This is a genomic window from Nostoc sp., from assembly GCF_036917635.1.
GTDB lineage: Bacteria > Cyanobacteriota > Cyanobacteriia > Cyanobacteriales > Nostocaceae > Nostoc.
Window position 1 is genome coordinate 49068 of sequence record NZ_JBALCW010000093.1, and the last position, 12775, is coordinate 61842.

Consider the following 12775-nt stretch of genomic DNA (forward strand, 5'->3'; position numbering starts at 1 on the left):
TGTAGTGAAGCAGCACGATCTTGGGGGTTTCCCCCATGAGCGACTAACAAACCCGTTGGGTGAGGATTTTAGTCCTCATAAGATGGCTGAAGCCGCTCACTACTAACTAATCTCAAGACTTTTTACATTACTTAATCTAGTTTGATTTATTCTCACCGACTTACTTAAGTTAAGATAGCCGTTCATGTACAGCTGAAACAGCATTCATCCCACGTCTCACTTTTTCTTACCCCTAATATCTAATCGTTATTATGATTAGACATCGCCAATTGCTGGTGAAGAGGTCGCCACTTGCAGTGGCAAAGAAAGCACATAACGATATCCTGATTCTGGTGAACCTTGAATCAAAATTTGTCCACTATGCAATTCTGCCAGTTGACAACTCAGCAATAAGCCTAAGCTTTCACGAGAAATATTTCCATGTGATTTAGCTAAATTTATACCTGAACTAGCAGCAAAGAAATTTGAGTGATTCCCAGTAAAGTTTTTTGAGTTGTCCACTGCTACTGATGAAATTTCTCCTTGCTCCTGGCTTTGTGCATGAGTATTGTAAGTTGCTACCTCACCTGTTAGCTCCAGCAGCGACAAAGAATTGAGACGGAAGTAGGGATCAACTTCAGTAATACCATCTCCTAGCCAAGGATGGGAAACCCAAATAGTAATGTTGAGCGTATCTTCCTTGTAAGAAACATGAATGCGAACAATGCTACCTGTAGCCGAAAGTTGAATCACACTGAAAACTAGGTGATAGAGAATTTGTCGCACCTTGTCTTTATCTAAAGGCCAAATGCGATTGCGTCCCGGTTCTATAGAGAGGCGGATATCTTGTTCGCGGCGATTAGCCGCTTCATCAAGGGTGTTGATAGCTTGTTGACACAGCATTTCGATATCCACAGGAGCAATATTTAGCACGTTTGAGTTTTCATCCATAGCTCCTAGTTCGGTAATTTCGTTTACTAAGGAAAGTAAGTACCGACCACTGTGTTGGATAATTTCCAAATATTCTCTCTGCTTAGTCGTCAAAGGCCCATAAATTTCACGTCCTAAAACACTAGCCATACCGAGTACAGATGTTAAAGGCGTGCGTAACTCCTGAGTTAGCTGATCCAAAAGTTCCAGTTTCAGTTCCTTGGTAGAAACAGAGCCGCTTTCTGTAGTGGCTGGGGTGATTTTAATCTCAGTATTACGTTCGCCATTGATTGAAAATATCGGAGCGATCGCCGGAGTGCTTGATTCGAGTCTCCGTTGCAGGAGTCGGTTACGTTCAAATTCACTCATGCTCCAACGAGCTATGATTTGTAAAAACTCAATGTCTCGGTTTGTAAAATTGCGCGGTACTAAATCCATCACCGCCAATGCACCCAAACAATGTCCCTCAGCATCAATCAGTGGCGCTCCTAAGTAAGCACGAATACCATAATCCTGCACCAACTTGCTGCTAGCAAGTACTGGGTTTGTCAAGTTACGAGTATCATTAATTACAAATATTTGAAGACTCTCTACTACTTGAGTACAAAAGGATTCTCGGCGTGACAGTTGGCGGCTTTGTGCCAAATGATTCATCAGTCCCAGCCTAGATAAGCCTACCGCCGACTTGAACCAGTGACGTTCTTGATCCACAAATCCCAATATGGAAATTGGTGCTTCCAAAAAGTGGGCAGCAGTTTGTGTCGCCTCTTCAAAAACCGGAATCGTTTCTGGTTGCCGCAAACCTAAATCTGACAAAGCTTTGAGGCGTTGTTGTTCTCTTGATTCATGAGAGTCCCAACCATCCTTTAGGGCAAATAATTTATTTTCAGGCTCCATCATTGCCACTGCTACCTTAATAATTTCTCGATACTGTAATTGATATAATCCCTATTTCTGGGTTATCAATTGCTATTTTAAGCATTCCCTAATTTTGCCTCTGACAAACAAATTTTGAGCAAAAATTTTTTATCTCTTACATTAAGTCGGCGACGCGCTATCCACAAGTTACTAGTTACTGCTGCTGAATATTCTTTATCTAGCGCTGGTGTAGCCTTTATTGCTTGGGATTTTACAGCCAGACTGCGTTAGATTTGGATTCCGTCAGGGTAACCTAATGCTAACGATACAATACAAAGGGGCTGTGATTCTTTATGTACAGAAGGAAAAATTCTTACTGAAATATTTAAAGTAAATTTACTTAGAAGCGTTTTAAGTATGTAGTTTTTATAGCAAAGAATACTTATGATAGCTAGCATTGATGGCTGACAATCCTAGATAGTTTATATAAGTCTCAATCCAATAGATTAAACCTATTACGATTTCATGCTGAAAATTGTGCAGGGGTTTCTATTTTTTCCATCAGAGGAAATATTTTTTTGAGGACAATTCGTAATGAATAAAATGACCATTAGAGTTCCTTTTGTAGACCTGAAGTTACAACATGAACCAATTCAAACGCAATTGCAAGAAGCAATCCAATCTGTATTGGAACAGGGAGATTTTATTTTAGGGCAAGCAGTCTCAGATTTTGAAGCAGCATTTGCGGCAGCGTCTGGGGCAGCTTATGGAGTTGGGGTTGCATCAGGAACAGATGCGATCGCTCTCGGATTGCAAGCGTGTAATATTGGTGCTGGCGATGAAGTGATTTTACCAACAAACACTTTTATCGCAACCTTAATTGGGGTACAACGGGCTGGCGCGAAGCCAATTTTGGTAGATTGCGTGAGCCAAACAGCTTTAATTGACTTAAAAAAAGCAGCAAAGGCAATTACGCCTCATACCAAAGCAATTATCCCTGTGCATCTCTATGGTCAAATGGTATCACCAGATGAACTATTGAACTTTGCCGATACCTACAAACTACTAATTTTTGAAGATGCCGCACAAGCACACCTCGCCCAAAGAGACGGATATCACGCTGGTTCGGTAGGCATAGCAGCAGCCTTTAGTTTCTATCCAAGCAAAAATTTGGGAGCATTTGGGGATGGAGGAATGCTGCTGACACAAGATTCAGATGTAGCCCAGAAGATGATGCGCTTGCGAAATTATGGTGCATCGCAAAAGTATTTTCATACTGAACCAGGTACAAATAGCCGCTTGGATACTTTACAAGCAGCAGTTTTGTACCATAAACTACCATATTTGTCACAATGGAATCGCGATCGCTTGACTATTGCCCAGCAATATGATGTAGAACTAGCACCATTAGCAACTGCTGGTATTATTCCTATGGAAAACCAAAGTGATACCGGCCATGTGTATCATCTTTATGTGATTAGAGTTGATGATTCTTGCCCCATAGAACGCCAGCAACTCCAGGAAAAACTCACAGCCGCAGGAATTCAAACTGGCATTCACTACCCAATTCCTTGTCATCTTCAGCCAGCATTCACCAACTTAGGCTATCAGGCGGGAGATTTTCCCCAAGCAGAAAAACTCTCAAAAGAAATATTATCATTACCAATGTATCCTGGTTTGAGCATTAGCCAAGTTAAAGAAGTTGTAGCTGCGATCGCTGATGCAGTCTCAACTTCTAAAGCAGAAGCAAAACAGGGAGTGGGGAGTAGGGAGTAGGGTAATACGGGAATGAGGAATACTCCTACTTAAAACAGAGCAACTGAATTTATTCATGGGGTTCCCCATTCCCCATTCCCCACTTCCCACTCCCCTTAAACACTGAGAGTTTTTGAATTACTGAAAATCATGGCACTCCCGCAACAGGTTAAATACAGAAACGCCTCAGACTTATTAAATCTAGCTATTTTAGGCGTTTTGGTGCTGCTTTATGCTCCTATATTGCTACACTGGTTGGATGGTTGGCTGAACAAAAATATTAGTACAGAACACGAATATTTTAGTCACGGGATTATTGGTTTACCATTTGCGGCTTATTTGGTTTGGATGAACCGGAAAAAGTGGACACGTTTACCAGATACGATCCATCCTTTGGGCGCTGTTTTGTTGTTATTCGGAGCAGTGTTTTATCTTAGTGGTGTTACAGAGTGGGTTAACCTTTCCTTGCCCGTTATACTGGCAGGATTATGCTTGTGGTTTAAAGGAATAGCAGGTTTGCGATCGCAAGGATTCCCCCTACTACTAGTATTTTTGGCAACCCCAACGGCAGTACCCTATCTCATTGCTCCCTATACCATGCCTCTCCAAAGCTTCATTGCTGGTACAGCAGGCTTTATACTGAATCAATTTGGTATGGACGTAACCGTAGATGAAATCAATCTCTACGTGGGAGGACGGATTGTAGAAGTTGCCCCCTATTGTGCAGGGCTAAAAATGTTGTTTACTACTCTCTACGTCGGCTTGATGCTGCTTTATTGGACAGATGCTTTGTCTTCACGCCGCACAGTTATAGCGTTTTTATCTCTTGCTGCGATCGTTAGTACTTGTGCCAATATCATTCGTAATACTTTACTGACTTTCTTCCACGGCACAGGTCAAGAAGCGGCTTTTAAATGGCTGCATGAGGGTTGGGGTGGTGACCTGTACTCTTCTTGTATGCTGGTGTCATTAGTACCCTTACTAAATTGGATTAATAGCTATTTTTCAGCATCAGATACTCAGCAAGAAGGCGAAAGTCATTAGTTGGGAGTCTTGAGTAATTTTTAACGAGTATCAGAACTCCATTAATGAGTCTTAGGACTTACGCAAAAAACCTCTCAAACTCTTATTCCTCCGTGTCACGCCAGTTGCTTCAACTCTCTTAACCGCAAGGGCGCACTGGCTTCTCTGCGCCTAATAAGGTTCGTTCCGTTACCTGTGCGTAAGTCCTGAGTCTATAAAACTAGGTTATGCGATGCGATCGCTTCCAAACCGGTAGCGATCGCATTATGAATTTTGAACTATGCGGGTTCCTACAGCATGAGATTTTACACACTTCAGCTTTTATGAGCCGACAGTGACGGGGTAAGACAACACAAAGGGCTTGAAACTAGCTCCAGATTTGGGAGTACCGCTTAACTCCAACTCATAAGCTCCTACTTTAGGAAATACGATGTCGGCTCCGGGAATGCTTTTATATTGCTTGGTTGATACATTATGTAAACTGGGCTTCAGCAATGGGGTATCAGTTTCATTGTGAGGTTCAGGGTAGACACCCAACTGACAGTTACATTGTGTTAGAGGGATTAGTCGCCCGCCTTTACGGGTGAGGACAATCCAAACATGAGCGGTTTTGCCAGCTTGAGGATTGTCATAGGGTTCAATATGCAGCATCCCGCCCACATCGTTTGATACCTTTTCGGTATGGGCATTAACTGGTGTGGCAATCAAAACCGAAATTAATAATAGCCATCCCAAATTCTTCTCTAGAGTAAAGTGGAACATAGAGTTTCTAAGAGTAAGCGAAGTAGAACAGGGTAACTGGGGAAAGGCAATTAAACCAAAATTCAAAGATTTTTTATGTTATTTTCCACCAGATATTTAAGAAGGATAATTTTAAAAGAATAGTTGCGTCAAAAGACAACCTGTCAAACTTTGCCCAAAAATTCCTTACTACCTACTTAAGACTCAATCTCAACTAAAAACTCCTTGACTCCTGAACTTTTACCTAAATATCTAACTTAAAGCTATATCAGCTTATTTCTTATGATAGTTACTAAAACTCATTTGGATGAGTGAAAGTAATGAGTGAGAGTAAATATACTTAGTAGCTGAGGTTCAGAGCATGGACTCAACAGGTAAGGTTCAAACTATGGACTCGTCGTGGTCTCTTCCACTGCCGTTGAAAGAGTATGCAATGAGCCGAGTAACTGTCTACTTTTATAGCGACAGATGGGTTCCAATTAAATATTGTTTTTTGGTAAAAGCAATTTTGCTTCACCAGAAGGCGAAATTAGAAGGCAAGGAAATTTTATTATTTCCTGTTAATCTAGACCCTAATGAAGTCTCAAACTGTTTTAACTAAAATGCCTTGAGATAGACTATTTTTAAAATATCTTGCCAACAAATGAATCGGCTATAGAGGCGTACATAAATACGCCTTTATTTTTAAATGGAAGGGATTGAAATACTTATTCATATTGTTTAAATCAAAGTTGCTTTTTTTGAGGTTTATTTGTGTAAGTAAGTGGGCGCAAATAATCATCACTGGCTCGTAGTTGCCCTAAAGCGCAAGAGGGCGCAACTACGAGGCAAATACAGAGATTTTACTTTTCGTTACATAGTTTGGTTTTATCTTGTCTAGCTACTTATTTTGCTGCATTTGTTTTTTAAACCAACCCAGAACGCAGTGCCACAACTGCTGCTTGTACGCGATCGTCCACTGCTAATTTATTCATAATCCCTCGGACGTGAGTTTTGATGGTGTTGGGACTGAGATAGAGTTTTTCGGCAATCTCCGGGTTACTCAACCCGTCTACCATAAGTTTCAAAACTTCTAACTCGCGCCCAGATAAGTTGGCGTTGTTTTTGGCGGGTGAGGGCGGTTTGAGATTATCAATTACTCGCCGCGCAATTTGGGGATCGAGATAGGCTGCACCATCAACTGCGGCTGCGATCGCACTTAACAATCGTTCCACACTTGCACCTTTAATACAATACGCATCTGCACCACTAGATAGTGCCGCAATAATTTCTGTCTCCGTTTGATGAGATGTCAGCATCACCACATGAGTTGCTGGTAACGCCGCCTTAATTTGCTGTGTTGCTGCAATCCCATCCAATCGTGGTAACCCAATATCCATAACCACCAAATCAGGTTTTAGTTGCAGTGCTGCTTGAACTCCCAAATAACCATCTTCTGCTTGTCCAACAATTTCTAACTGAGGATGAGCCATTAACGATTGCTCTAATCCCAGTTGCATCATTGGATCATCTTCAATAATTAACACACGCAATGGCAAAGCATTGGCTGGCAGATTTAAGGGATATCGAGTATCTAAAGACATTTTTATTAATTAGGAGTTAGGAGTTAGGAGTTAAGAGTTAGGAGTTAGGAGTTAGGAGTTGCGAATAGCTATCAAAGTTAAGTATTTAGGTTTCCAAGAAATAATTGAGGAATTTCTCAATTATTAAACTGAGATTTAGGACTTCAGACAATTATGTTGGTTCTCAAACTCAATAAATTGGTCTAATCTGAAAACCTACCAATTATAAACAAAGCAGGAAGTCAGGAGTTATTGATAACTCTTTAACTCCTAACTCCTAACTTAATTTTATTGTTCGACGCGATAGCCTAACTCTGCTAAACTGATGCGCGACTGTCGCCATTTTGGCTGAACTTTCACAAACAATTCTAGGTAAACTTTACCAGAGATTAACTTTTGAATTTGTTCGCGGGCTTCACTACCAATAGCTTTGAGCATTGCTCCACCTTTGCCAATGAGTATGCCTTTTTGGGAATCGCGCTCGACGTTGATGGTCGCAAGTATACGGGTAATGCTGGGAGTTTCTTCTACTAGATCAATGGCGATCGCTACTGAATGGGGTACTTCTTCACGAGTCAATAATAAAATTTGTTCTCGGATTAATTCACCCATAATAAAGCGTTCTGGCTGGTCAGTTACCAAATCTGGCGGGTAGTATAAAGGTCCAATTTCTAAATGTTCTATTAATAATTCTTGAAGTTGCGGTAATCCTGCACTCATCTTGGCAGAAAATTTTACGATTTCCCATTCATGGGACTGGGCCATGTGAGCGTAACTATCATCTAGAAACTGAGAATCGGACGGTTGTTGGTCGATTTTGTTCACGCCCAAAATCACTGGTGTTTTGCTGCGACACAGCAACTCGGCAATATAGCGATCGCCTGCTCCACAAGCTACCGCTCCATCTACCACAAATAGCACTACATCTACCGATTCAATGGCAATTTTGGCATTTTGTACCAATACTTCCCCCAATTGATGATGAGGCTTATGAATTCCTGGGGTATCTACAAAAATTAACTGGGCTTCTGGTGTAGTTAAAATACCGCGCAAACGGTTACGTGTTGTTTGCGCTACTGGTGAGGTAATGGCAATTTTTTGTCCTACCAATTGATTCATTAAAGTAGATTTACCGACATTAGGACGACCAACAATGCCGATAAAACCTGATTTGAATTCAGGAGGAGCCTGTGGAATTGTTACTTCTCCTGGAAAAGAGAAGTTGTAATTATCAATACTAGTCACCTTTGGCTCCACCCTCATATTTTACAGCTGGGATAACTTGGTTTTTTCTTAGACATAAAACAAGCATAAAATTCCCCTGGTATTTTTAGGGATTGCTTTTGCCGAGGTTTAATCTACTACTGGCTCTACACCTATATTTTACAGCTAAGATAACTTTGTTTTGTTTTTAATACAAAACAAACATAAAATTACTTTGGCATTTACAAGGAGCGGATTTGGTTTTAGCTTTAATCTGCTGCTAACTTTCGCTTAAATTTCATCGATTACTCAATATATTTGGATCAAAATGTCAATAAAAAATATGGGAGAACCCAAACGCATAGGAATTCTTAGCAGTGGAGGTGATTATTCTGGCTTAAATGCTTAGAACTTACGCAAAAAACCTCTCAAACTCTTATTCCTCCGTGGATGCGTCCTAATAAGGTTCGATTTTCCGTTCCTTGTGCGTAAGTCCTGATGCTGTGATTAGGGCTATAGTGAATTGTGCTGTAGATACACTTACGGCTAGGAGGTTTTGGGAATTCGTCAAGCCACTCTAGGATTAATGGCGCATCCCCCACAATTCACTAAACTGGAAGTCAATCAAGTTGACTAGCTGTTAACTGCGGGTGGTACAATATTGTGGACAACCAATAAAGGCGACCCTTTTGCTTTTCCAATGGCGGCTCGAAGTGTAAGCGATCGCTCAATATAATCCCGTCGATTCCAATGGTACTTTAGTTAAAACTGCCCGTGGTATGGGTATTTATTTTGGAGACTGAATTTAGAGTTTAGACTGATGAAAAAGGTTTAACCCAACGGAGTTGAATAGCAATATTAAGAGCCAACGCAGCCAACGCAAACCACAACACACTTTCTCCAGCCAACAGCAAAAAAGGCCAAATTATGGTGTGAGAATTCCAAGCAAGTTCTATCTGAGTTAATCCCCGCACCAAGCCAAAGGCCAGTACACCACCAGCTTTGAGTTGAGGATTTTTATCTGAGCGGATGATATAACGGTAGGTGACACCAAATAGTAAGCCAGTAAAAGTTGCAACTGCACCACTTACCCACAAGTGCAAGTCAACATCACTTTGCAGAAATGCGAGTGTCTGAAAATACTTTGCAAAAACGAAAGTATTTAAAAGAATAGAAAGAGCAAAAGCAAAACACACAGATAAACCCCCAATTATTGCAGCTTTCAAGGATTCTAGGCGTTCTGCCATTAGTTGAGCATCTAAAATTGCGTTCACTCTATATAGATAAAGATTAAGTATTGGGAAATTCTTCCCCAGCTTCCAATATGATAAATGTTAGAGCAGCTTTGTAATTAATTAAATGCTGCTCTTATGTGGGAATTTTGATGATAAACTCGGTTCCCACACCTGGTTGGGAATCCACATCTAATACACCTTTGTGTTTTTCTACAACTATTTGATATGCGATTGACAAGCCAAGTCCAGTACCTTTCCCAACGGTTTTTGTGGTAAACAACGGCTCAAACAAGTGTTGTTTGAGCCTTTCAGGAATACCAATGCCATTGTCACCAATCCGAATTATGACCAATTCAGAATCTATTTCTGTTGTAATTTTAATCTGAGGAATTAGATTGCTCATTTTGCTCTGCATTATAGCTTCATCAAGGGCATCAATCGCATTTGCCAGAATGTTCATAAATACTTGATTCATCTGCCCAATATAGCAGTTTATCTCTGGTAATACTCCATAACTTTTAATAACCTCAATGGCGGGAAGATCGCCATTAGCTTTGAGGCGGTGTTGCAAGATCATTAATGTACTATCTAGTCCTTGGTGCAAATCAGCAGATATTTTTATATCAGTATCCGATCGGCAGAAGCTGCGAAGTGAATTAGAAAGGTTTTGAATTCGTTCACTTCCTACTTCAAGTGATCTCAAAATTTTTACCATATCTTCGAGAACGAAGTTCAGTTCCAAGTCCTTAATAGCATTGGTAATTTTGGTTGTTGGGTTTGGATATTCTTGTTCATATAGTAGGAGCAACTTGGTTATTCCTGCAATGTATTCTTGCAAGGGTGGAATATTGCTGGAAATAAAGTTGATGGGGTTGTTGATTTCATGGCCAATACCAGCGATTAACTCTCCGAGTGTTGATAGTTTTTCTTGCTGCACTAGTTGGACTTGGGCTTGTTGCAAAGCCTTGGTGCGATCGCTAACTTGTTGTTCTAAAGATTCAGTCAATTGTTTGAGTTGTAAATGTACGCGCACTCTAGCAATCACTTCCTCTTGTGCAAACGGTTTAGGGATATAATCTACTGCACCAAGAGAAAATCCCTTCGTTTTGCTTTCCGTATCCGCTAAGGCAGTGGTGAAAATAATCGGAATGTTTTGGGTAACAGGATTGGCTTTGAGGCGGCGACAAGTTTCAAAACCGTCAATACCGGGCATTTGTACATCCAGCAAAATCAACTCTGGTTGATTGCGTTCGGCTTGAGCGATCGCAGTTTCTCCATCAACTGCAACACGGAAACGAAAACCCTCACTATTGAGTGCTTCACACAGGACAGATAAATTTGTCGGATTATCATCCACAATCAAAATAAATTCGTTATTTGCAGTTTTGCCCATGATGAATTTTAAATTGGAATTTAACTCAAATTAATTGATGTATTGTTGAATAAAATAATTCAGGAGTCATAACTCAGAATAGAATTAGCATAGTTAGTCACTTACTAACTTCCTGAAGCTTAAGCTTGCAGTTTATATCATTTATTCTGACTCCTGAATTCTGACTCTTGAATACTTACAATAAAAGTTTCTAAACGTTTGAGTTGGAAATTACTAGCAAGCTGTACAAGTTGCTGAATAAAAATGCTTAACTGCTCATCAGATGCAGAAAGTTCTTCAGCAAGTTCCAATATTTTTTGAATATCACCGTCTTGTGTCAGTTCGAGTAACTCTTGTAAAACCTCTTGAGTAGGATAAATCATTTCATTTGGTTGATCCAAACTACCTGTATAGTATTTTTTAATTGCGTCTACCTTCCCATCAAAAATCCATTCCAGTTGCAAAAATTGTCGTAGTATTTCCAGCAGCATTTCAGCTTCTACAGGCTTTGGTAAAAATGCATCTGCACCTACATCAATACTCTTGTGCTGGTCGATTGCAAATACGCTGGCTGACGAAGCAATGACAGCAATCTCTTTAAATAACCCAGACTTACGCAAACGTTCGATCAACTCAAATCCATTCAATCTAGGCATCACTAGGTCAGTGATAATCATCTGTGGTTTGTAGAGTAAAGCCTGTTCCCATGCTTCCTCACCGTGACTAGCTTCTACAACAGTAAACCCAACAGGCTCTAATAAATTTACAATTACCGATCGGTTTTCCCATTTGTCATCCGCAATCAAAATGGTGCGCCTTTGTCCTTGATAACCAATAATGGTTCCCTGCTCAACCACTCTAGAAACCTTTGCCCAGTCTTTAGATTCTGGCAATGTTGCCTCAAACCAAAAAGTGCTACCTTTGCCTAATGTACTTTGCACCTGAATTTGGCTACCCATCAACAAAACAATGTTTTGGCTAATTGCTAATCCCAAGCCTGTACCTTCAGATTGTCGTTTCTGATTTCCCACTTGCTCAAAGGGCAGAAAGATTTTTTCGGCTTGTTCAGGGATTATACCCGTGCCGGTATCTATTACCTGAAAGCGAATTTTGTAGTTAGTTTTTCCGTTGGCGTTTGATTCTTGACCAATCACCTGAACTTTGAAGGTGACACTACCTTGATTAGTAAATTTAATCGCATTACTAAGCAAGTTAATCAGTACTTGCCGCAAGCGTTTTTCATCAGCATGAATACCCGTTGGCAAATCAGGATCGAGTTCGATCTGAAATGCGATGACCTTTTGTTCTGCCCGGATGCGGCAAATTTCAGTCACGCTATCGATAAAGGCAGGTAAGTAAAAATCTACAGGATACAATTCTAGTTTTCTGGCTTCTATCTTGGAGAGATCCAGGACATCATTAATTAGGGTTAAAAGATGAGAACCACATTGATAAATTATGCCGACTCCTTTGCGTCCTTTCTCACTTAAAGATTCTGTGCGTTGGATAATTTGTGTATAGCCAAGAATACCGTTGAGAGGTGTGCGTAGCTCATGACTCATATTGGCAAGAAACTCACTCTTGGCTTGGCTGGAGTTTTGAGTGACTTCCTGTTCAAGGCGTAGTTCTTTTTCGATGTGCTTGCGCTCTACAATTTCAGTTGAAAGCGCTCGATTGATAACTTCTAACTGGGCTGGGCTAGGTAGTGTTAGAGCTTGAGGCATCAGATAAAATAACGCAAATGCCGTATATATCGAAATAATGGCAGTTAAAGCTTTTAAAGCACCTGCAATCCAATAGTCTGGATGCCAAAGCGTCCAAATATCCATCAAGTGTCCAGTACCGCAAGTAATGATAAAAGCTCCAAATAACAAAAAGACTCTATTGAAAGGAACGTCTTTGCGCTTGGAAATAAAGTAAATTATTAGGAAGGGAATAGAATAATAGGCCAAAGCGATCGTGGCATCAGAAATAATGTGGAGCCAAACTAATCCAGTTTTCCACAGATAACAATGTCCGTGGGCAACAAAACCGTTAGAGTGGAAAGGATAGTTGAAAAATGTCGGCATGATACTAGGGGATGGTAGATTTGAAATATATACGCATAGCCCTAGTAT

Annotated in this window: 10 protein-coding genes; 3 read left to right on the forward strand and 7 right to left on the reverse strand. The window is 40.5% G+C overall.

Going from position 1 to position 12775, the window contains the following annotated elements; genetic code table 11:
- Window positions 1-255 precede the first annotated feature (255 nt).
- Window positions 256-1809, reverse strand: a complete 1554-nt coding sequence (locus tag V7K32_RS21365; RefSeq protein ID WP_334995785.1) for a sensor histidine kinase — start codon at window positions 1807-1809, stop codon at window positions 256-258.
- A gap of 111 nt (window positions 1810-1920) precedes the next feature.
- Between V7K32_RS21365 and V7K32_RS21370 the strand changes: the two genes are divergently transcribed.
- From V7K32_RS21370 to crtB, 3 genes are all read left to right on the forward strand, one after another.
- Window positions 1921-2058 carry a hypothetical protein gene (locus tag V7K32_RS21370; protein ID WP_334995786.1) on the forward strand — a complete coding sequence of 46 codons (138 nt, stop codon included), beginning with the start codon at window positions 1921-1923 and terminating at the stop codon, window positions 2056-2058.
- A gap of 312 nt (window positions 2059-2370) precedes the next feature.
- The gene (locus tag V7K32_RS21375; protein ID WP_334995823.1) at window positions 2371-3543 is read left to right on the forward strand and encodes a DegT/DnrJ/EryC1/StrS family aminotransferase; all 1173 of its coding nucleotides are present in this window, start codon (window positions 2371-2373) and stop codon (window positions 3541-3543) included.
- Window positions 3544-3672: 129 nt separating this feature from the next.
- Window positions 3673-4566 (forward strand): cyanoexosortase B, encoded by an 894-nt coding sequence (gene crtB / locus V7K32_RS21380; protein ID WP_334995787.1) that lies wholly within the window; start codon window positions 3673-3675, stop codon window positions 4564-4566.
- 300 nt (window positions 4567-4866) lie between these two features.
- On the opposite strand, the gene V7K32_RS21385 is transcribed toward crtB, so the two are convergent.
- The 6 genes from V7K32_RS21385 to V7K32_RS21410 form a co-directional block, all read right to left on the reverse strand.
- Window positions 4867-5307, reverse strand: coding sequence for a hypothetical protein (locus V7K32_RS21385; protein ID WP_334995788.1), 441 nt, complete (start codon window positions 5305-5307; stop codon window positions 4867-4869).
- 884 nt (window positions 5308-6191) lie between these two features.
- Window positions 6192-6869 (reverse strand): response regulator transcription factor, encoded by a 678-nt coding sequence (locus V7K32_RS21390; protein WP_334995789.1) that lies wholly within the window; start codon window positions 6867-6869, stop codon window positions 6192-6194.
- 267 nt (window positions 6870-7136) lie between these two features.
- Entirely contained in the window at window positions 7137-8111 is a 975-nt protein-coding gene (era, locus tag V7K32_RS21395) for a GTPase Era (RefSeq protein WP_334995790.1), read from the reverse strand.
- Between the two features lie 752 nt (window positions 8112-8863).
- Complete coding sequence (locus V7K32_RS21400; RefSeq protein WP_334995824.1) at window positions 8864-9298, reverse strand: hypothetical protein; 435 nt, start codon at window positions 9296-9298, stop codon at window positions 8864-8866.
- Window positions 9299-9419: 121 nt separating this feature from the next.
- A complete protein-coding gene (locus V7K32_RS21405) occupies window positions 9420-10679 on the reverse strand; it encodes a hybrid sensor histidine kinase/response regulator (RefSeq protein ID WP_334995791.1) in 1260 nt (419 codons plus the stop codon).
- Between the two features lie 137 nt (window positions 10680-10816).
- On the reverse strand, window positions 10817-12727 hold the full coding sequence (locus tag V7K32_RS21410; protein ID WP_334995792.1) for an ATP-binding protein: 1911 nt from the start codon (window positions 12725-12727) through the stop codon (window positions 10817-10819).
- Between the last annotated feature and the right edge of the window lie 48 nt (window positions 12728-12775).

Excerpts from the sequence above, each read along its gene's own strand:
- V7K32_RS21365 (WP_334995785.1), bottom strand. The coding sequence starts at position 1,809 with ATGATGGAGCCTGAAAATAAATTATTTGCCCTAAAGGATGGTTGGGAC.
- V7K32_RS21375 (WP_334995823.1), top strand. The coding sequence starts at position 2,371 with ATGACCATTAGAGTTCCTTTTGTAGACCTGAAGTTACAACATGAACCA.
- crtB (WP_334995787.1), top strand. The coding sequence starts at position 3,673 with ATGGCACTCCCGCAACAGGTTAAATACAGAAACGCCTCAGACTTATTA.
- V7K32_RS21385 (WP_334995788.1), bottom strand. The coding sequence starts at position 5,307 with ATGTTCCACTTTACTCTAGAGAAGAATTTGGGATGGCTATTATTAATT.
- V7K32_RS21390 (WP_334995789.1), bottom strand. The coding sequence starts at position 6,869 with ATGTCTTTAGATACTCGATATCCCTTAAATCTGCCAGCCAATGCTTTG.
- era (WP_334995790.1), bottom strand. The coding sequence starts at position 8,111 with ATGAGGGTGGAGCCAAAGGTGACTAGTATTGATAATTACAACTTCTCT.
- V7K32_RS21400 (WP_334995824.1), bottom strand. The coding sequence starts at position 9,298 with ATGGCAGAACGCCTAGAATCCTTGAAAGCTGCAATAATTGGGGGTTTA.
- V7K32_RS21405 (WP_334995791.1), bottom strand. The coding sequence starts at position 10,679 with ATGGGCAAAACTGCAAATAACGAATTTATTTTGATTGTGGATGATAAT.
- V7K32_RS21410 (WP_334995792.1), bottom strand. The coding sequence starts at position 12,727 with ATGCCGACATTTTTCAACTATCCTTTCCACTCTAACGGTTTTGTTGCC.